Origin of the sequence: Shewanella sp. HL-SH2 (genome assembly GCF_051164935.1) — a bacterium.
GTDB classification, from domain to species: Bacteria; Pseudomonadota; Gammaproteobacteria; order Enterobacterales; family Shewanellaceae; genus Shewanella; species Shewanella glacialimarina.
In genome coordinates this window covers 1816260-1838158 of sequence record NZ_CP195035.1, presented here as the reverse complement: position 1 = coordinate 1838158, position 21899 = coordinate 1816260, and the positions used below count along the sequence as shown (strand labels likewise).

Annotated in this window: 16 protein-coding genes; 3 read left to right on the top strand and 13 right to left on the bottom strand. The window is 38.4% G+C overall.

The annotated features are described in order from the left end of the window. Positions 1-7 precede the first annotated feature (7 nt). The 3 genes from ACRWP9_RS07950 (at position 8) to ACRWP9_RS07940 (ending at position 1856) form a co-directional block, all read left to right on the top strand. A complete protein-coding gene (locus ACRWP9_RS07950; protein WP_162022593.1) occupies positions 8-625 on the top strand; it encodes a hypothetical protein in 618 nt (205 codons plus the stop codon). 113 nt (positions 626-738) lie between these two features. After that, on the top strand, positions 739-1008 hold the full coding sequence (locus tag ACRWP9_RS07945) for a helix-turn-helix transcriptional regulator (RefSeq protein WP_162022592.1): 270 nt from the start codon (positions 739-741) through the stop codon (positions 1006-1008). A 251-nt stretch (positions 1009-1259) separates the two neighbouring features. Next, positions 1260-1856 (top strand): inovirus Gp2 family protein, encoded by a 597-nt coding sequence (locus ACRWP9_RS07940; RefSeq protein WP_259395633.1) that lies wholly within the window; start codon positions 1260-1262, stop codon positions 1854-1856. Positions 1857-1896: 40 nt separating this feature from the next. Here the strand turns inward: ACRWP9_RS07940 and ACRWP9_RS07935 are convergent, their stop codons facing one another. The 13 genes from ACRWP9_RS07935 to hsdR form a co-directional block, all read right to left on the bottom strand. Then, the gene (locus tag ACRWP9_RS07935; protein ID WP_182697948.1) at positions 1897-2250 is read right to left on the bottom strand and encodes a hypothetical protein; all 354 of its coding nucleotides are present in this window, start codon (positions 2248-2250) and stop codon (positions 1897-1899) included. A 9-nt stretch (positions 2251-2259) separates the two neighbouring features. Beyond that, positions 2260-3180 (bottom strand): viperin family antiviral radical SAM protein, encoded by a 921-nt coding sequence (locus ACRWP9_RS07930; protein ID WP_182697947.1) that lies wholly within the window; start codon positions 3178-3180, stop codon positions 2260-2262. Positions 3181-3192: 12 nt separating this feature from the next. Then, positions 3193-3471: a ParE family toxin-like protein gene (locus tag ACRWP9_RS07925; RefSeq protein ID WP_434928968.1), complete on the bottom strand. Its 279-nt coding sequence runs from the start codon at positions 3469-3471 to the stop codon at positions 3193-3195. A gap of 135 nt (positions 3472-3606) precedes the next feature. Further along, positions 3607-4179, bottom strand: coding sequence for a hypothetical protein (locus tag ACRWP9_RS07920; protein ID WP_434928647.1), 573 nt, complete (start codon positions 4177-4179; stop codon positions 3607-3609). Continuing rightward, positions 4176-5105: a hypothetical protein gene (locus tag ACRWP9_RS07915; RefSeq protein ID WP_182697945.1), complete on the bottom strand. Its 930-nt coding sequence runs from the start codon at positions 5103-5105 to the stop codon at positions 4176-4178. The genes ACRWP9_RS07920 and ACRWP9_RS07915 overlap by 4 nt, the downstream gene beginning before the upstream one ends. Further along, entirely contained in the window at positions 5095-7812 is a 2718-nt protein-coding gene (locus ACRWP9_RS07910) for a CHAT domain-containing protein (protein ID WP_182697944.1), read from the bottom strand. The genes ACRWP9_RS07915 and ACRWP9_RS07910 overlap by 11 nt, the downstream gene beginning before the upstream one ends. A gap of 122 nt (positions 7813-7934) precedes the next feature. After that, the gene (locus ACRWP9_RS07905) at positions 7935-9248 is read right to left on the bottom strand and encodes an McrC family protein (protein ID WP_182697943.1); all 1314 of its coding nucleotides are present in this window, start codon (positions 9246-9248) and stop codon (positions 7935-7937) included. Continuing rightward, on the bottom strand, positions 9229-11964 hold the full coding sequence (locus ACRWP9_RS07900) for an AAA family ATPase (RefSeq protein WP_182697942.1): 2736 nt from the start codon (positions 11962-11964) through the stop codon (positions 9229-9231). The genes ACRWP9_RS07905 and ACRWP9_RS07900 overlap by 20 nt, the downstream gene beginning before the upstream one ends. A gap of 20 nt (positions 11965-11984) precedes the next feature. Next, positions 11985-13052 carry a hypothetical protein gene (locus ACRWP9_RS07895; RefSeq protein WP_182697941.1) on the bottom strand — a complete coding sequence of 356 codons (1068 nt, stop codon included), beginning with the start codon at positions 13050-13052 and terminating at the stop codon, positions 11985-11987. Beyond that, entirely contained in the window at positions 13052-14554 is a 1503-nt protein-coding gene (locus tag ACRWP9_RS07890; RefSeq protein WP_434928646.1) for an AAA family ATPase, read from the bottom strand. The genes ACRWP9_RS07895 and ACRWP9_RS07890 overlap by 1 nt, the downstream gene beginning before the upstream one ends. Continuing rightward, positions 14551-16254: a restriction endonuclease subunit S gene (locus tag ACRWP9_RS07885; RefSeq protein WP_434928645.1), complete on the bottom strand. Its 1704-nt coding sequence runs from the start codon at positions 16252-16254 to the stop codon at positions 14551-14553. The genes ACRWP9_RS07890 and ACRWP9_RS07885 overlap by 4 nt, the downstream gene beginning before the upstream one ends. After that, positions 16251-17759 carry an N-6 DNA methylase gene (locus ACRWP9_RS07880; protein ID WP_434928644.1) on the bottom strand — a complete coding sequence of 503 codons (1509 nt, stop codon included), beginning with the start codon at positions 17757-17759 and terminating at the stop codon, positions 16251-16253. Before ACRWP9_RS07880 ends, ACRWP9_RS07885 begins: the two co-directional genes overlap by 4 nt. A gap of 53 nt (positions 17760-17812) precedes the next feature. Then, positions 17813-21229, bottom strand: coding sequence for a type I restriction-modification system endonuclease (gene hsdR / locus ACRWP9_RS07875; RefSeq protein ID WP_434928643.1), 3417 nt, complete (start codon positions 21227-21229; stop codon positions 17813-17815). Positions 21230-21899: the final 670 nt, after the last annotated feature.

Genomic DNA, 21899 nt, shown 5'->3' with positions numbered 1-21899 from the left:
AATTAATATGATTCTAGATAATAAAAAGTGGCTGAACTCAAAAGGTTTTAGCGATACTGACATCGATTCAATAATTAAATATTGCCAGAACTATCCAGCAGGTGAGAAAACATATAACGAACAACTTAAACGTCTCAGAACAGCAAAAAAACACTTTCAAGATGGCCTTACTCAAATTAAGGCTGTTGCAAACTCATTTCCAATCATAATGTCTGATATTGATGTGATTTATACTCAATTAGCTAACGGTAATAATAAAAATAATCTCAGAGTAAACGCCCCATTAATACTTGATGACACTAAAAATGATGAATTACAAAGCTTGATTGTTAAATTAGAGCAAGTCATACAATCCATATCTATTGCAGCAACGCCACCGAAGAGTGCTTTAATCGGCAACTGTACTGAGCCACCAATAGAGCTAAAACTAACAACAGGAAAAGGCCAACTAATTAATCAATTACACAATGTATGGCTTCAAAAAAATAATAAGATAACCATTAGTGATACATCAGATTTTGTGACTTTTCTGGCCATAGTTTTTGACGACAAGATGGAAAATGCATCAAAATGGAAAAGTGCCTTCGACAGAATATGCTTAAATAAATTTCCAAAGTTAGAATAACTCAAGTTTGAATTGACTAGATAAAAGCGATCAATTCAAACCTCTAATTTACCACTAGAACTTCCAATATAGCCCTGTAATAACCAATTAACACTTTTACAGGAATCTATATTATGAACACATCAAAAAATATGCGTATCATTCGCAAACCGGAAGCCCTCTCTATCTTAGCAATCAGCAAAAGTACGCTTCATGAAAGGATCAATGAAGGGCTACTTCCACCACCAATCAAGCTCGGGAGTAGAGCTGTTGGATGGTTTGAGTACGAAATACATCAAACTCTCAAAGCAATGGCTGCTGGTATACAAGATGATTTACTTGCTGACTATATTGACACACTAGTAAAGGCTCGAAAAGAGGCTTGGGATGAGCTGAGAAGATAGATAATAGGTATCTATTTAAGTGGTGAGGGTGCTCCCCTCAACCACTTGAATATATTACTAAAAAATTATAACAGACAATACTGGAAAATATTGATAGGTTTTTAACCCCCTAAAATGAAAATAATATGAGCAGAAAAGTCAGGCCGCATATGTTGTTGCAGCTAAACTGGCCCTGAATATTAGGGGGGATCTTAATAATATCTGTCTTTCTTTTTAATTAAGAAATTAAATCAAGCCTCTGGTAAAAACATATGCACATATCGATAGCAGACTTTTACTCATACAAAGGAAATCAATGGAAAGTAAATAATCGACCATCAGGCTGTTATACACCAATACTTAAATCATCATTTGAACAAATCTTTAACTTTCAAAGTCATCATTTAAAATTAATGGCCATTCGCTATGATCTTCACCAACCAAGCTACGTCCTGCTAAATAAGCAGATTACTGTATTTTTCAGGCGATTATTAAAACAACTCAAAGCAAAGTACAAAATACACCGTTTAGGTTATGTATGGGTACGCGAGCAAGAAAAAGCAAAATCACCGCACTATCACATCGTGCTACTTTTAGATGGTAAAAACATCATGTACCCAGGCTGGGTTAATATTATCAGCAAACGTATTTGGTCTGAACTTGGTGGTTTTATTTATTATCCAAGACATCAATATTACAAAATACAGCGTGGTGATAATAAAAATATGGCAAAACTATTGTATAGGGTTAGCTATTTCGCAAAAGCGAGAGGAAAAGGAAAAAAGCCCGCGCAAACCAAAAACTATGCGGCAAGCCGCATAGTTTTTAATCCTAAACCCACCAGCAAAGAGTTTACAGGCTATTACTAGACTCTCTCACTATGGTGAACTAGCTCATTACCTGTACCATCTAAAACTGACTCTTCGTCAAGTGCCATCCAAAACCATACTTACATTTATAGACTCGTAAGCTAATACCTTGTTCATCATAGATAATATTAGCCCTTAAACGTGCCTCGAGTTTGGAGCGATATGATTCTTTTTCAACGCCATAGCCTCCTGTACAACGATTACACTTTTGACTGGGCGTTTGTCTACTTTTGGGTGATAAGTGCCATAAATCACATTTACTGCAATGATACGGACTTAAATCATTACCATAATATTCTTTGGAGTAATCAGCGGCTCCTTGAGCCTCTTCTTCATCATAATATTGTGTTAATGGTTTACCTGAGGTTTTTCCAAAACAAGTTTCACTTTTCATCATTTCCCCCTAACACTCGATAACATCGATATCAATGTGACGATATCTTGATAAAAATGTTTTAGGGTTAAACGCTATCTGAGCAAGTGCGCTTTCCACACCACACTGATTGATACTGTCACTGTACTTGTAACCAATAGAACTTACAGAGTTTTGATAGAAGCGGCCTAAAGGGTCAATCATCAAATAAGACTCTGTCATCGTTGAATTCGACTCAGAAAATAGTGGGAGTCCTAAGCCACTATGACGTTCTACAAACTGGTTAAACTTTTCTTTTGAGATCAGTAAATCATCAGCACCATACGGCATTACTTGTAAGACTTTCCATTTATAAGGCTTTAACTCACAAATCAGTGATGAAAAGTCCTCTTCATAATTTAAGCTATTCACAACTGTATTGATCTTGGTTTTGATGCCTTTTTGAGTTTCTATTAACCCCTCTAATGCGATTTTTAAATCCTCAGCGCTCAGCGAATTGCCTTTACGATCAACTCTGCCTATTTTTTCTCGAGTACTTAAATCTTGGCTATCAAAGCTAATACCAACCATATCCAACACATTCTTAGGAAAATCCAAGCGGCTATTTATTAGATAATGCCCATTCGTAATGATTGAGGTTTTAAAGCCTTTTTGTTTCGCCAGCATCAGTACGATAAAAAATGTACTGCCAAGCATCATTGGTTCTCCGCCAGCTAAATTAAGACGAACGGTTTCGTAACCGAGCTCACTCTTTAACGTTGAATTACCTTTGATAAAATATGAAGCTAAGTAATCAAGCAACTTTTCAATGTCCTCAAGAGAACGATGTAGTTCTTTAGGTCGTCCCCATTTTGCAAAGCAGTACTTGCAGTCATAATTGCACACTTCAGTGATGTGCCAGTTGATGACTAATTCTTTAATATTTTTATGTTCTACGTGGATAAATTTCATGACTCAGCCTCCTTAACATTCAACAGTTAATGAACTGAATTTTTTATTAAAGTTTCGCTCATAATTTTGACGGTTAAATAGCTGAAAAACGATATTCGTTGAAGTGCGGTTCAAGATAAGCCGATGATTTCGGCCTATGCGAAAACGAACAAGGGAGTTGTTACATTTGACTTTTCGACCGCCTAAAAACGGATAAGGTTTACCTGATGCAATCTCATTTATCAGGTTTATAGTTTGAACCTGTTGATTGGAAGATAGACTTTGCCAAACTCTAGAGTTAATACGGCACATTAGTGATGGAGGCGTATTCGCTCGAGTAGACTCTTCAGTGAAGGGTAAAGCATATTGTAATGTTAACATTTTGAAGCACCTTTTTGTTATGGGTGCTTCTATACGCTGGTGAGTTTACTTTTTTTCGCTTTTTATTTATGACGGTAGCAGTACTACACTCCCAACTGATTTTGCATGGTTTAAAATAGATTCAAAATCATTGCTTAAACACTCACCCTCAACAAAAGTGAGCAATACAGCACCTTCGCCAAGCTTAAAGGCCCACGAGTCATCTATACCAATGACCCCATCACCACCAATAAAAGAATAATAAACATTAATATCTCTGTCCGCATTGAAGTTAATGAGAATATCTTTATCTAGCTCCACTATCTGGTGTTCCCCCCATTTAACCTCAATTGAAAAGGCTTGTTCTTCATCTGACGTACTACTCAAAGCAGCACTAAATGGTTGGTAGCTAGGACTAAAAAGATTAATTTTTGGGGCATTGGTGCTTTTTTTAGTAAAGGATTTTAATTTTTTATATTGATGAACTATCGCAGGCCATTTAGCCGCTAGACGGCAAAACGCATTCAAACTTTCCCGACGCTTAACAGCTTCAGTCCAAACCCTTTCTGTGTCTGGATGCTGTAAAAGCTTAACCCAGTGTTCATCAGTACTTTCTACACCTTGGACCATTTCATCAAGCGATAACTTATCAAGTGTCATGATACTTGCTCCAATAATGTAGATGGCTTAGCTTTTAGTTGTTTTAGTTTTTGGGTGTAATAAGAATAATATGGATCATTCTTATTTATTTCATACACATCAAGCACAGCACTTTTTGCAATAGCTTTGAACAATGAACGAGTAAGAACATCATTATCACCAGTCTCAGTAAATACTTCATGAAATCGATTGATTATTTGTTTAATTGTCTGCCTAACTTGATGCTTAGTTTGATGAGTTTCTGATTGACCTGCGACATATTGAGGACGATTAAGGCCTTTCACAAAATATTTATTCTCATAGCGTTCCACAGACTCTAAATGCTCAGCAACATTGAGGAACAGATACAAGTATCTAAAAGAAGCATCTACCTTATAACGGGTTGTTTGAGGGGCTGACACCTCGTTTTCTATTTCTACTACTTCTGAGTCACCTTCAAATGAAGATAATTCTCTTAACAGCTTTTTATTAGCTAGCAACCAATAACCAATCAAGTCTGGAGCGACATGTCGATTGAATTTTTTAAGATTTTTTGCCAATTTTTGCACATGCAAATCGATATCGGCGACTTTAGATTCTGACAGTTCATGCTCGCTTTCAACTAAAACCTGCTTATAAACCCCACCCCCAGTATGGACATTCCCAGCTGTTTTGAATCGGACCCAGAATGCCAACTGACTGAACAGCTTTATATCTTTGGCGATACCGCTAGGTAAACGATCAACGCTAAACGGGCTTAACAAAAATAAACCTATAATCTGGGAGACTGCGCTGGCTTGATTTTTAAATGCCAAAGAGATGGATCTCTCATCAAAGTTTTCTAGCGCCTGTTCAATAACCAACTCTATAACTTGTCGATTTCTATCAACATACTTTTGCCGTCCAATAAAAGACCAATCAGTAATGGGTAAGACGCTATCTCGCATTTTTTACAAAGCCTGCCTGTAAATCCATTTGTAAAATTAAAGTATTCAATTGCTGTAGTTGAGCTGATGACAGCTCTACTCTAGGAATAAAAACATTTTGCTGCTCGCTTAAGCCACAAAAACGCATGCCTGACCATGCTGAAGGATGCTTAAATGAATCCTCTAAAACGCTTATATCAAACTTGGATTTATTAGCACTACTCGCAAGTACGGGCCCCATAAGCGCTTCCAACGCTTGTTTTTTTGTATAATGGCAACCAAGTGTCCTTAGGTACTCTTGTTCACCAATGGTAGTGATTCTACTTAACTCGTCATCTGCACCTCTTTCAACCCACCAACGTTGAGCACTAAGCAGTGCTTCAGATGCCCCTAAACCGCTTATAACAAGCTTATCGTATTTTGCTTTTATGTGTGCCGTAACTAACTCAGGAACAGCCCACAGAGAACCTATAGCGGTTTTAGCACCACACTCTAACATCCTCATATCCATACCAAAGGCTTCATTCACCTGGCTAGGCAAAAAATGTAGAGGAATATTCGAACCACTTTGACACGCCCACAACTCGATCCGCTCTGCTCCCCGCGCACCAAGACGCATCTCGACGTCTCGAATAACAAAGTCTTTGAATAATAATGAAGGTCTATCCGGCAGTTTATGTTCACAGTGTCCATAGAAGCTAAAAACACTTGAGTGGGTTAATTGATTAACAACATCATCCATAGATTGATTAACAATAACGTCTGGATAGGCTTGCTCAGCGAGTTTTTCAAATAACGTGTCTCCACCACATATGCTAGTACGCAGGCTTTTTTCATCTGAATATTTAACTTGTTCATATAAATACATCAGTGAAGGTAGCCAATTGATCTCACTTGCTAATTGATAAAGTTTTTCACCTACTTTACCTGTTGCTATCCAAGGTATATGCGAAGCAAAAAATGAAGGTAGCAGCGAAACTTTGCTTAAGTGAGTTGGAAGTATTCTTTCCCAATCGACAAAGTCTAAATCCCAATTTGTACTAGCTTCTTTGTTATTAGCAACAAACGCAGCAACATTATTGATAAGATTTTTAGGTAAGTTGAAAGAATAACCGTTAGCAATTATTTCGTTATTTTGCAGATAAACAACGATAATCAAAGCATCGTCATAGTGATCTTCAATGTCTATCTTAACGAGTACTAGCTCGGGATGAGCATGAACGGCCTTTTTTAGATTATCAAAGGTAATTTGATAAGTTCGTTGCCTCGCGCTGAAGTAATCGGGATCTAACCTGTCAGTATATTCACCTAACGTTTTGAAATCTATCAAGCACAAATTGGCTTGTTGTGTTAAATAACTGACTGGATCACTAGCTCGACTCGCTATGTCGACGATACTTGCATATTGATTACCATCAAATACATGTTCATCAATATTGGTTATTTTTAAGGGAGCTTGTGATTTAAGTAACTTCGCACTCTCTGTAAGATATTGATGTAATTTATCCTTGTCCACGAAACTAGACATAAGTGCAAGTTCATTCAAGCCATAGTACGTACTACCCAATTTTCTTAGCGTATCTAGTAACACTTGAGCGACAGGATTTTTAGGGTGAAGCCAACACAAACTCGCACTTTCACAAAAACGCATCCCGCTAGTATTTTCTAGCGTTATAAATGCTCGTAAATAGTCTTCTTTTTTTACTAATATACGAGCTAAACCTGAATTTGCCTGTTGAATTAGCACACTAACCCTATCAGACTCTTGGTCCGTCTCTGTAGACTGTCTACTCACCATTAATGAGTCAATTTTAGTTGATAACTTTTCAATATTAGCAGCAGTGCTGTTTCTCTCTGCCTCTTTTACTAGCTGCTGAATTTCAACGATAGGATTTGATAGATCTGCATAAGGATTTACCCTCATAAAATCTAAAGGATCTAGACCAAACGACGGTGCTATTTCTCCAATAAAATGACAGAGCTGTTTGTGTTCCACATTGTTGGAAAAGTGACTCAATCGCGTAAAAGTAAGAGGCAATATTTGATGAGGTTTCAAGGACATTAAATCCTCTAAACCAAGATAAGGTACATTTGACTGAGCCCACTCAATAGCGTCAATAAAACACTGAAACGCTTTAGCTTGAGCATCACAAGTTTCAGCAACTTTTTCGGCATCGAGTAGAGTTGCAGCTAAATTGAAATAGGCGATAGAAAGCTGATTTAATCGAGTAAATATCGGAATATTTCCCTCTAACATCCTTATTGCAGACTCATGAAACTGCTGAGACTTTATTAGACAATCCTGCCGACTTAAGGGAAATAAATGCTCATTGGCTGCCCTTCGATATGTTGCCCCTAACTGCGACAAACTTGATGCATGTTTATCTGGAAATTGTTGTCGTTGCTTGCTTTCGATTGCACGTGAAAAGAATGAAACGGCTTTATTTAAATTTGAATGAGGTGCACCAGGTAAGTGCGCAAAATGAGTAAAATAAAACACTCCTAACTCATGGCATGCAGAAGCTTTGGTATATTCATTTTTAGAGGCTAACGCCAAAGCCTTTTCAAAGCACCGTAACGCGTTTTTCAATGAATCCTTGTCATCATAATCCGTAAGCCTTCTGCCTTCGGTATTGTATTTGTGATAATTTGGTTTTACATTTTTGGTAGTTACTTCGTTTTGTAATCGAGCATAATTAGCAAAATCCATTTGAGCTTTAACATCCATTTTTAATTTACCTTAACAACATAAACAACATAAACAACATAAACAACACCCACTTTGCCATGGGCTTCTATATCACCTAATCCAACCATGGATAATTATCCTTTCTAAATATTTAAAGCTGTTTAACAGGCCTTATTTGGGAGTGAATAACTCAAATCAAACTCAGGCAAATAACAAAGGTCTGTTTCAAGATCATAAGGCACAACATGCAGCCTCAGCTCTGGTTTGAATTCAAAGTTTGCTAGAGGCTCAGTAAAACCAGTGTGTTTGGGATAAATCAAGTACAGATCACCCTGGCCTTTAAGGTACTTCTCACCATAAGCAAACAATTGGTACATATCTGATTGATTCAAATTGTACTTATGCTCTGTGGTCTTAAGTGAAGCATCAAGCAACTTCCACTTGGTATCCATCACAGTGACCACTTTTGATTTATCATAAACCACAATGTCAGGTTTTAGCCTAAACCAATCATTGCCGTTATGGTGGGTTAAGCAGTGGCTAGACACCTGCTCTCTTAACTTTAAATGTATAGGTAACTGACGTTTTAGCTGCTTGGCTACATAGCGCTCAAACAATTGTTCCATCGGAAATAAAAAAGATAAGCCATTATTATTTCCAACCATCGCAACTGGTGATTGATAGCTCAAAATCAGCTCACACCAAGGTTTAAGGGGCCGATAATGTGCAAGACTTCTGTTATCTGTCCAAAGCCTAAAGTCATGCGCAAAATCTACAGACTCTTCAATGTCGCTAAATACGAATAGTAGCTCCCTTGCCAGACGTTGATTTGCACTCGTTCTAGCCCACTTAAAAACTTGTTTCAATGATGAATGCAATAAACGGTTTTCAGCGCGATTCGCGTGATATATGTCGTGAGACACTTGAAAGTAATGCTGACGTCCAGGTCGCTGTCTTAGCTGTTTAGCAACCAGTAACTGGCCTTTTAGAAATGAGGACTCACGTTCCACGCGCTGGTACTCACTTCTTATACCTTGCTTTATCAGCTTAGCGACAGACTTTAAAAAGTAAGCAATCAACACCTCATAGATCGGTTGTTTTAATAACTGTAAATGTGACTGTTGAAACTCCTCTAATTTAAGTTTATCTACACTAGCCAACATTTTAAGCAAAATTTTACGCGCTATTTCAGGCTTGCATTCATCTGTCGTTGTCTTAGGTAAAATCTCTATGCGGGTTCTACATGGCGTTTCAAGCACACCAACAAAATTCACCACCTGCAACGCAATTGATTTACCGTAACGTTTAACCTTAACTAGCTCCCGCTGCTTTTCACCGCTACTCACTCCATTAGCAAGCAGCCACTCAAACGCAGACTTGGGTATTGAGTGACAATCCACACTCTTGTCATCGCCCTCATTAGTTAAAAGAGCAAACTCCCTAACGGTAATATCACTACTTTTGAGGCGAGTCATAAATGCCTATGTACGCTTCAGGGTTAGTAAATGCAGCCATATTGCGTTTGTATGGGCGAATACTGTCTTGTGCCCAGTCACTGCCCATCAATCTCAGTACAGAAGCGTCTGTAAACTTTTCTGCGATAAACTTTAATTCTGGATTAGCCTTCTTAAAATGATCACCAAGCACTTGCCCAACACGCTCCCAATCGTCGAAGAAATACTCCTCTAGCAAAGGCAATATCTCTAGTTCAAAAATACGGGCTAAGCGACCAATAGTTGGATCTGATTCTAAAGGTAAGAAGAAACTGTGACCGATGGTATGCTCTCGATCATATAGCAGCTCAATGCGCTGATTGATGGTATCAAGCAACTTAGCTATATTTACCCCTTCAACATCAATCCCCTCAAGTAACTCATGCTTAGGCATCATCTCAACAAACTCAAAACGACGACGCAGCGCAATATCCACTTGAGCCAATGATTTATCAGCGGTGTTCATTGTGCCGATGATATGAAGATTTGAAGGGACTGAAAACGGTTCTTTGGAGTAAGGTAATTTGACTGTCAGCGACTCAACGCCACCAGCACGTTTACTTGGTTCAATCAGCGTAATCAACTCACCGAAAATATTTGAAATATTGCCACGATTAATTTCATCTATGATCAACACTCTTGCCTTGCTAAGATTCGCTTCATTATTAAGCTCTATACCATATCTAACCACTTGCTCAATCAATGGTGAAAAGACGTTACTATTAGAGTTGATAAAATTCTTATCTAACTTTGAGTTCGTTTTTTCAAACATCTGTTTGCTCTTGATATCTTCTAGAGTAATAACACCTGTATTGACCAACATAACCAATTCATCAACAATACTCCGAGCTATTGGTAATAAAACACCATTAGGTCTTTCCAGGTTAATTAACTCTTTTGTTATAGAGCGTACTTTGTAACTCGCTATGTTCGAACCACTTCTGATGGTTTGGTCTTCATCATCAAGAGATAATAGTGTCTGAAATTTTTCGTTATCAATAGTAGGTGGCTTTAATCTGTAAATAGTTTGCTGTGATAAGTTCTTATTAAACAACTCATCTACAGGTAAAGATGGTTCGTATACGCGGTGCCAAATAACATTGCGCACCTGAGAATACCTTTCGTCTTCAATAACTGTAGGATCATATTGATAATCACCAGTCACTTCTGCAATCGCTCTGAATTTTCGATTACCATCAGAAATAACTATTAAATCACCAATAGACATAACATTTTTAAAGTTTTGAACTGATGTAACTCTGTAGTCGTCACTCTCTTTTTCTATCTTAATACCGTTGAATTTATAGGCCTCAATCACGCCTTTTCTGTCTTTTGAAGCACTAAAATCAACATTGTAGCCGTAGCCAAGCAACACATAATTATTTTCAAGACATTGCTCATAAATATATGCCTCATTACCAAGAGTATCACCTAAAGACATCTTCCAAACTTTGCGTCCAGATACATCAACTCGACGTTGAGGTTTATTCATTATAGGTTTAGCATTTGCAGCGGCACACATCCGTTTGAAAATACCATCCTCAAGATCATAGCTAATCTGACCTGCTTCATCACTATTGGCTCTTAGCCCTTCGACGAAATCTTCATAACTAAAGCTCTGGTGGAAGGTGACAAAACCAATACGGTTCTTAGCAACTAGATCATCGAAATGTGTCTTGAGCTCAACTCTGTTATCTTTATTCGAACGGTAGAACTCCGGAGCTACGATTTGTAATGCACGATTAATCGTATTGTAGGTTTTCCCTGTACCAGGCGGACCATAAAGGATTTGATTTAAACTAGTGTTATTATTGTTGGACGCCATAGTTTTATCCTTACTCTCATATTCAGCATTTTGCTCAGCAATATTGGTTGAAACATTCTCACGATCCCAACGAGATTTAAGCGGCTCAACATAGTAATCAAGTTCTTGAGTGCCATACTCTTGCTCAAATTTTCTGCGAATATCTAATAATTGATTATCAACATCATGTGCTGGCATTTTTTTAAATTGTGAAGCGCTGATGTTGGCAAATTTAGTGAGCAGTGATTGGCGATGGCCACCACCAAAAATGCGCTCTTGCGAGTCTGGATAGAACAAATACAAGACCATATGGCGGAACTGTCGTTGACTGTTTTCAGGAATAAGCTCTAACCAAGTTGAAAATGCTTCACGATTGGCAAGTAAGGTTGAACGCTCACTGGTACTTAATTTAAACAGTTCAGTCAATAACCGAATAAAATAAACTAATTCACGCCAACGACCAGTGTTATATGCCGCCCCCGTTTTACCTATGCCAGTTAGTACTTCATCAGAAAGATATTCTTTTTGAACTTCCACAGGAACACTATCAGCTAGTTTTTTGCCAGAAAAGGCAAATACACGTTCTACGGTATCTCGCTTAGAAGAAGGCCCAACACTACTAGGGCATAGCGACATGAACCATAGCATTTCTGCTAATAACATCTTGGCTTCGGCAGAAGCTTGTTTCAGCTGAGTTTCTAACTTAGAGAAAAAGTCGCCTTCACCTTCATCTAAATTATCAACGAAATACTTTATTAGTTCATCGATGTTTTTAAGATTCCAAATTGGTTTCCCCGTCAGTAATGAACTGCCAGCAATTAAACATTGGGCCTGAAAATCATTTGCAACGGTGATTAAGGGGGTAGAATTTTCATTACCACAATAAATAGCCATGTTGTACATTCCCTCTCACTTTATAAACCAGCATTAAATGGGATCATATATTTTTTTATAAATACATCATCAGCTGAACGAGCAACAAATACAAAAAATGATTGTTTTAAAAAAGATGTAGGCGCCAACTTATTAATATAGTATTTTCGTTCATTTCTCGCTCTTGATAACATAAATTTCCTAAAACATAGAATGCTGTTAAACTTTGTTTTTCTTTCTGTTAATGCAATTTGAATCCAATTATCATGATCTTGTGCAAGTGCGTTCATATACCTTTTTGTTATACCGTAAACACGAATCCAATTATCAACCTTTTCTTTATCCTCCAAAAACCTAGGCTTAATTATTACCTGCCAAGAATTAGGTTTTTTATTATCAGAAGCAATGTTAAGGCTTATCTTTAGGCTAATACCACCTACTTTTCCGTAAGGATAAAAAGCTTCTTTACGTATAATGCCATCATATAAAATATCTAATGTTCTTTTATAAACTTGATTACATTCAGAACATGTCGGAATTAGATTCCACATATTAACAGCGGCTAATGGATACCTTCCTTTAAACAGGTAATGGTCAAGGTCTTCCCTACGAGAACCAAACTTGTTTTTATAAGAATTTAAGCCACAAAAAGGACATACACTACCATTTATATCTATGAAATCAGCATAGAATCTATGTGTGGGATCTTCCTTACACCCAGGTCTTCTGAAAGGCGATAGATCTAATTTGGTTTCATAACAGTTAAGCATAAAATCATTTAGCCTCTTACCTTGTCCTTTACTCCATGACATATTGTCTTCTGGTATAAAAGTTTTCTCCAAGCATAGAGCTTCAATCGAATTGTTATTAATGAATTGACTGTATAATTGACGTTTCTTACTTTTCAGCACAGGTAAGTCTAGTCTTGTATTTTCTAATGATTGTTTAAAATACTTCCCATTCCCATTGATATATTTTGTTGAAAAATTATTGGGAAAAATATCATTATTAAAAGCAATATCGAATACATAGTAATAGAAGAAATTATTTAACAAATCCTGCATTTTAAAACATGGGTGGTCATCAATAACCTTTAAAGCATATAACATTATTTGCTACTCTCACCCAAATCTAAATTGTGGCCACTCCTTAAAATAGCCTCGTATAGATCTCTTTTATCTGGAGATTCAGCAAAAAATGCTAAAGCTAACTTCATTTTTGTAACGTCTTTAGATTTTATAATTTTTTCTATTGACGCTTTTGAGTGTTCTGAAATTGGGCTGATTACCTCAAATAATTCTCTTAGCAAGCTATCGAAAGTACCACCATATGTTTCTTTTTTGGGTTGAGTACATAATATTTTTCCATTGTCTCTTTTGAATATCGTTACGTTTTTACTTTTACATGCTGAGACAAGGTATGGCGAATGGGTTGATATTAAAAACTCGGAACTCTTTTGCTTGGCAGTAAGCAAATCCTCCATTACGAGGACAAATTTGGCTCTCCAAGCAGGGTTGAAATGGCTTTCAGGTTCATCTAACAAAAAAATAGAATCCTGTTTTGCAAAATATGCTAAAGATGTAAATACTTGAATAAATTGATGCTCCCCATCACTTAGATTCAAATATTCTGTTTCTGCATCTGGGGTATTAATTAATACTTTCAATTCACGTTCAGGAATACTAAACACTTGATGAATTTTGTTCTTGCTACTAGAAATTAAATTTAAACTATAAAGCTCATAAAGTTGCTCAAAGAAATCCTGAGCCGTCCCAAACTCTTTAACAAATGCCCCTTTGCTTTGCTCACACAGTAAGAAATCCATCTCATAAATTCGATCTTTACCATTGTCATTACTGTTGACCATTAATGCGCATCGCTTTAGCCTTTCTAACACTTGTTCCATAGGCTGTGAAAGAATTATTCGTCCTGAATCTGTATCAATAACTATTTGGAACGACGTCAATTGCTTTAATCGGATAAAATCGGCAAAAGTTTTTAATAATTTATTTGATGACTGAACACTCGGAAGACCATCGCGACCATTTTTACCAGAAAAAATATACGCTGTAAGTAAAAGTAGCTTGGTCGAATCTCGGTCAAGAAACAATGTGCGAGAAAGCTTCCTGCGGCCTTTATCCCCCTCATTAACTTCCTTAAGCACTCGGCTAAACTCCCGTTCGCGAAGTTCGTGAAACAGTGTGCTAATCGTCTCGTTATGACCTGATGAGTAGCCAACAATATTTGATGGCATCACTGACTCCAGAGCTTCCGATTCTAATACATTACCATCTGCCCTAACTATCAGAGGTTTACCAACACGCCCTTCGATTACTACCTCTTTGTATTTTCGTGATGGTAATAGATGATACTCAAAACGAAAATTTGTACTGACTGTAGGCTTCGTTTTGTTGGTGTTGCGCCACAGTTTATCCAGCTCAAAAAAAATCTTTGCTATTATTTCTAGCAATTTGGACTTACCAGAACCATTTAATCCAACAAAACACAGAGGCTCGAGCGCATTTGATTCGTGACGATCATTGTCAAAGTTAAAATCATAAGCCTGTAATGAATTTGCTGGGTCACGGAACTGTAGGCTGATTAGCTTCATTTTTGATCCACCAAGCGCATCAAATAATCACCGCTTTTTTCGTCCCAACTCTCAATTTCTAGGATAGGTTCACTTATACCAGGGATACCTTTTAACAAATTCATGATCAACGACTTTAAAGTCTCGTAGTCACCCTTAAATTCAGTCATAGAACTAAATTGTTCAATACTGAATTTTGCATCAAGTAGTGAATCTTGTGCTTTTTTAATCTCAGACTGATAACGAGTTCGCATACTATCGGTTACTTCATGCTTTTCAGCATCCAAATCAACATTAAAAGTTTCTTCAAACTGTTCGGATAACTTAGTCGCAACTTGTTTAGTGATTTTGGGTTCAGTTGTTGAAGCGGCTTTTCGTTTTGGTGAAGCTTTTTTCTTTGGTTTACTCTCAACTTCTGAAGACTTAATACGTTTCAGTAATTCACTCGCTGGTTCATCATTTGAATCTTGTGGCACCAATTCGCCTCGAAAAGCTTTCGCCAGTACCGATTGAGTTAAGCGATCTAGCCTGGTTTGTGCAGCTATGTATTGTTTTTCAAAACCAATTGCCTTTGCAAACAACTCCCTTACAACTCTGACAATTGCTTTTTGTTCGTCAATACTGGGAAGCCGCAACTCCTGTTCTTTCAGATCCTTGCCCGAAATCCCTTTTTGTCCAGATGTCGTTTTTACACACCCTGTAACCTGTGCTCTCATTTGCGGTGATGAAAATAAAATTTCGATATATTCAGGAATTGCCAGATTGTTAACCCTTGCTCGAATAAGCTTATCCGGATAAACCAAATTGGTGTGACTCAATCTGTCAATCAACCCACATACACCAACGAAATCCAAGCTACCGTTATATCTAGTAAATAGTAAATCACCAACTTCCAACTTATACTTATTAAAGTCACTTTCTGTGATTTCTAAATATCTAATATCATCTTGATTTACAGCCATGGACCTGACCGAGCTTATTCTTAATATCGGCGTTCCTGTATCGTCGTTTGGTTTTGCTGATAAACCATTTCTTAATTCAACAAGGAGGTCATTAAATATATAATCTCTAAAGCTGATATCTAATTTTTTTTGCTCTCGCCATTCCCTAGTTAACTTGCCCGACGTGGCGGCGGCGAGGACGGATTGGCGGAAGCGTTTTAGGATATGGGGGATTTTTTCAAGGCGTGCTTGGGCTTGATCGACTTTGGCTAAAATCGAATCGAGTTTGTCAGCTATGCGAATTTGTTCGTTTAGAGGGGCTATTGGGACGATAAACTCTTCAAGGGATTTCGCTGATATATTAGGCTGAGCAGCACCATAAGCCTTCTTTAAGATATCTTCTCGAATAAACTCAACTAAGTAGTTCCTATATCTAGGCTCTCCATTAGATGGGGATAATAATTTAATATTTCCAACTCGTTGGTTCTGATATACGGTTTCACTTTCTTGATAAATACCAACTTTACCTGTCGTCGCACCGGACATTGCGATTAGTAAATCACCTGATTCAACACGGAAACCACCCGGAGCCAGATTTTTATTAATATGAGTCGCGGTATCAGTACTTACCACCCCATCTTGAATGTCAGAAATCCGAATTATGGGAACAGTTTCAATGCCTGGTGAAACATAATCATTACTTTTAAAAGCATAGCCATTTAAGACGACTATGAAATCTCCAAGCCTGGTGCTCTCCCAGCCTTTTGGTAACTCGCTCACGATAGCACCTCATCAGATTCATCAGCAGAACCAAGCTCAACCAAAATCGCTTGCAGCTCGCGCATGGCACCTGCCATCTCTTCTAAGGCTTGGTTAATCAATACATCAGGCTCTGGCAGATTAGCGCTATCCTCAGTGCTGTCGTCTCGGATCCAGGCTAAATCGAGAGAGTCATCTTTTTTGGCGATATCTTCACGGCTAAAACAGCGTAAACGGCAAGTATCAACGTTGCCAATTTCGCTACCATGTTTATGATTTTTAATAAAGGCATGACGTGCAGCATCATCGACTTGAGTGAGGTCACTGCCCACTGCTTGATAAAACTCATCAAAATGGGCTTTGGTTAATACCGTTCGTTTGCCAAATTGCGGCATGTTCGAGCGTAAGTCATACACCCATACATTCTTGGTTTGACCTTTGTCTTGCTTTGGGTCCTTTTCTTTGGAGAAAAACAGCACATTGGTTTTAACCCCAGCGGCGTAAAAAATCCCTGTCGGTAAGCGAAGAATAGTATGCAGGTTACACTTTTCCATTAAGTCTTTACGGATAGTTTGTCCGGTTGAGCCTTCAAATAACACGTTGTCAGGCAACACTACAGCAGCACGGCCACCTGGCTTTAACATACGTAAGTACATTAAGTGCAAAAACGCTAGCTGTTTGTTACTGGTGTAAGTGATTAAGTCATCACGAGTTGGGATACCACCGCCCTGTTTAGTACCAAAAGGTGGGTTCGCTAAAATCAGGCTAGCTGGTGGCAGTGCTTTACCTTCGTTAGATAGGGTATCGCCATACAAAATACCGGAGTTTTCATCATCAACCGCTAAGTCGTGCAGCATCAAGTTCATCATTGCTAAGCGACGAGTGTCTGGCACTAACTCCATGCCGAAAAAGGTTTTATGTTGATACTTATCGTAGGCTTCAGGCTCTAACGCTTGAACGTCGTGATGTTCTTTTATGTAATGATGCGCACTAATTAAGAAGCCACCGGTACCTGCAGTTGGGTCAACAATCACGTCATCAAGGTTTGGCTTCATTAATTCGACCATGGCATTGATGAGCACACGCGGCGTAAAATACTGGCCTGCACCAGACTTTTTCTCACCTGCGTTGATTTCTAGTAAACCTTCATACATATCGCCCAAACCTTCGGTTTTAGCGCTGTACCAATCAAGTTTATCTATCTCGCTGACTAGCTTGCTTAAAGTGGCAGGTTTACGGATAACGGTGCTGGCATTAGCATAAATTGCATTGGTGATTTGTGAACCATGCGTACCTAAATGAATGAGCAGCTTTTTATATTCTTCAAGGCGAGTGGCCGAATCGTACTTTTCTAAATCAGCCCAACGGTAACCAACGGGAATATGCTCTTCTCGGCCAGTTTCTTCTACCATTTTAAGAAAGACCAGATAGGTCAATTCATTGATGTATTCATGGTAAGTGACGCCGTCATCACGAAGAAGGTTACACAGGTTCCATAGTTTGGCGACCAGATCTTGAGTGCTCATGTTTTTACCTAATTTTGCTCATTGTTTAAAATGAATTTCTTATAAAAATATACTTATGCAGATTTACTCATATCAGCTTGCCAAAGGGCCTTATTAAACATGAGTAGTACATTGGATACGGGTTGTTCAAATAATTTGTTCGCGCGCTTTGTTCCGCCTTGGTGTAAAAATATACCTTGGTCTAGCGCGGCTTCGTCAACAATGGTAGTAGCCTTCATTTGTTTGGCTATCGTATTGAGCCACTGTATTTGCGGTGTTTTCCATTCTTGACTTGCTAGTATTCGCTTAAGTGCTTGATCGACTCTTTGTTCAAATGGAATTAACGCTTCACCAATAGCGGCTTGTCGAATAAAGCCGATGATACGAGCGGCAATATCTTCACTTTTAACTTCTTTCCAAGCGACCTGCAGATCTTGTTCTCTAAACTTGTTTTGTTCAAGCACTAATGCCAGTTCTTTTAAGCTTTGACGGGTTAATTCCCATGGCGCTTGCACGACTGTTTGAATTGCGAGCATACGATTGCTGTTGGCATTAACAAAGTCGTTAAAAGAGCTTAAATAATCCTCAGGTTTTTGGCCATCGCCATAACCTGTGGTGGTTTTAGTAAATTCATCTTCATGGTCTGAAATATATTGTGTGTTACCGCCACCAGCGCCTTTAACTTTTTCGTCTAGCAGCTCACCTAGACCAGGGTGCCGAGTAAACCATTCGGCTATCTTTTCAACAGGCATTGCTTTCAAGTCTTTAATAAATTCAGCTGGTGGCTGACCAGTCAGCGTTTCAAACTTATCTTGTTGTTCTGGTGAAAGGTGACGTCGTTTTACTTGTAACTTAGCGATAAACTGATTTTTAGCCAAAGCTTGTAAATCTTCGTTCGCAGCATTTCCCATTTCACGCTCTAATTCCGTAAAACTGATATCAACATTAGTGACTACTGGCTTCATGGTATTGACGTTTTCTAACTGCTTATAAATATCAACCGCATCGTAGATTTTAAATGGCCCTTTACCAATTTCAGGACTTAACCTAGTTGCACGCCCTAACATTTGCTCGAATAAGATTCGGCTGTTCACTCGTCGCAAAAAGACTAAATTACAAATTTTGGGCACATCGATACCGGTTGTAAGTAAATCAACGGTAACAGCAACATTTGGAAGGCGGTCGTTTTTGTATAAACGGATTTTTTCTAGCGGTTTATCTGTAGCACCAGTGATTTTTTGAATAGCATCGTCTTCAACTTCACCATGATAATCTTCACAGGCTTGCTTTAGCGCTTCTACCACTTCATCTGCATGCTTATCCGTTACGCAAAAAATGAGTGTTTTAGCTTCTGAATAAGGGTTAATAGAATCGCTTTGGATTAACCATTCAGTGACCACTTTAGTAAAGCTAGGAGCAATAACTTTTTTGTTAAACTCTGACACATCAAAATCGAGTTCATCTGGGGTGTTATAAATTTTGATGTCATTATTTTCGACATCATATACTTTCACTTCCTCATTAACCTCGTAATGTATGCCTTGTTCTGAAAGTTTAGTATGAATGCGAATAGGCGGAAGATGGTCATTTAAGTGACCATCGAGCACAGCATCCGTGTAGCTATAGCTAAATACGGGCTCACCAAAAATATCAACGGTGTGAAGTGCTGGCGTTGCGGTTAGACCTATCTTAAATGCATCAAAATAATCTATGACTGAGCGGTACTTTGATTGGTAATCCTTTTGGTCGCGAAACAGAATTTCAGTATCGCTCAGCTCTCTATCGAGTAAGTAACCGCGATGACATTCGTCGACTACAATACAATCGTACTGACCAACACCCGGTTTAATATCGTTATCACTCGGATATAAAATACGTTGCACGAGACCTTGAACAGTTGCTACATGGACCTTGGTACTGTCATCAGGTCTTTTATCATCTAAATCCATTAGTTCGAAGGTGTCGGCAAAGGTTTGCAAATTTTCCATTCGCACTTCTTTAAAGTCATTAGCCGCTTGCTCACCTAATGCTGAACGGTCAACTAAAAAGAGTATTCGTCTAAAACGCTCGGATTTAAGTAAACGATATACTAACGCGATACAGGTTTTTGTTTTACCAGTACCCGTTGCCATAGCCACTAGAGCACGATCTTCACCATCTTTAATGGTTTGCTCTACGGCCTTAATTGCATCAACTTGATAGTCACGTAATTTGAGGTCGTAATTAAAATCCATGGCATTGAGTTTTTGCTCGGCTTGCTGTGGAGTTTGCTTCAGCAATAATTTTATTTCTGTTGGCGTATACCAACCTTTTAATGCTTTACGCCGATTGGCGTTATCCCTTACATCAAGAAACCAAATGCCACTTTCTTGCTCAAGTTGCTTAAGGTAAGGTCTGCCATTAGTTGCAAATGTTAGCGGAACTTTGTACTCGCCCCATACGGTATCAATAGTAAATGCATTTTTGGGTTTGAGTCCTTTTGCATAGCGCTTTGCTTGATCTATCGAGCCATAGACGTTCTTAGCAGTCTTTTTAGCTTCAACAACAGCAACAGGTGTAAGGCCCATAAATAGCACATAGTCCGCTGGACCAGATTCAGTTGGCCACTCGGCGATAGCACGATTTTCATTAGGTACTGGGCGAACATTCTTGGAGAATCTGAGGTTAACACTGTCGGCTTTCCAACCTGCATCGTTCAGTTGCTTATCAATAATGATGCGTGTTTCTGCCTCATCCATATGAAATGGCAGTTTCTCAATACGTGTGATTTCTTTCGTTTTATCTTTTTGATCTTTAGCCTGGAAGCTAATCAATAACTCTTGATTAGCCGCTTCCATCTTCGCTCTATATTCGTTTAGCTGCGCTTCTTGTTCAGTTGCAACCTCTTCCCATACTTTGCTTTCGGCAAGCATTTTCTCAGAGCGCTTCCGCTCGGCTTCTGCTTTTTCTGTGGCTAATTGATTGATAGATTCAGCAACAGCTAATCGTTCTGTCGTCCGTTGCTGTTTGCGTTCAAGCTCAAGCATTTTTTCTTCGAGCATTCGAACTTCATCAGAAGGGTCTTTGGGTTTTATATAGGGCCCAGGCTTAAATCCTTTTGCTTTTTCTCCACCATAAAGCTGGTGGTACCAAACACTTAGAGCATAACCAATTTGCAGAGACTGCAAGGCATCTCTATGACTATTTGAAGTAATATCGTGGTTAGCGTTATTGCCTAGTTTTCTAATGGTATGAAATGCATCTTTGATTCGTTGATCAAGCCTTAAGGAGTAATCAAGGTTTTTGAGTAAATCGATCTGTTTGATATCTTTGCCAGACTCAACACCTACACGAGCCGCAATGTTCTTGGCTAACTCTTCACCTAACTGACGCATCTTTAATAGCGTAGTGTTAGGATCTGGCGCGAAGCATGACTCCGCTGTTAGCGCTAAACGAAATAATAACTCGTCGTGATGTTTGAGAAAATCGAAGTTATTAACATTGCTTCCCATCAGTGCTCCCTTCCATAGATAACTATCAACTTTTAACCCAAACAATTAATTCATAAAAGTTTAAACTCGAGTTTGCCACAAAGTCTTTAACTAGCATAGAGTTAAGAACTAGAATGTTGATAAACGTTTATGATTATTAACTCTAGCCCTTTGAAGCCCTTTGAAGCCCCTTTGAAGCCCCTTTGAAGCCCCTTTGAAGCCCCTTTGAAGCCTAGTAAGTAAAAACCAAGCTCTATTAATGGCAAGATAATTTTATCACTGAGCACTCAAGACTGACCGGTCGATGTAGTAATGAGCATACATTGAGTGATCACTGATGACTCACTGAATGCTCAGTGAGCAATCATTGTTTATGACACCCAGTGTTAGTTAACTTAGTTACTGGTTACGATAGGCTTCGAGCGAGCTTAAAATTATGATGAACTCGATTCACAAAAAACAGTGCTGGTTTGCGCTGGATTCGCGCGGATATGGTCGGAGCTTATTTTGTAAATATTTCAACTAGAGATAACTTTAGTTGTAAGCGTGGAAATTATTTTTAGTAACACCAGAAGTAACACTAACAACAATCAACATTACAATAGTCATTTATAAACAATATATTAAAGCACTAATTCAGGTGACGCCGCCCCACCAATTTATAGAAGGGCTTAGCAGCAATGCTAAGCCC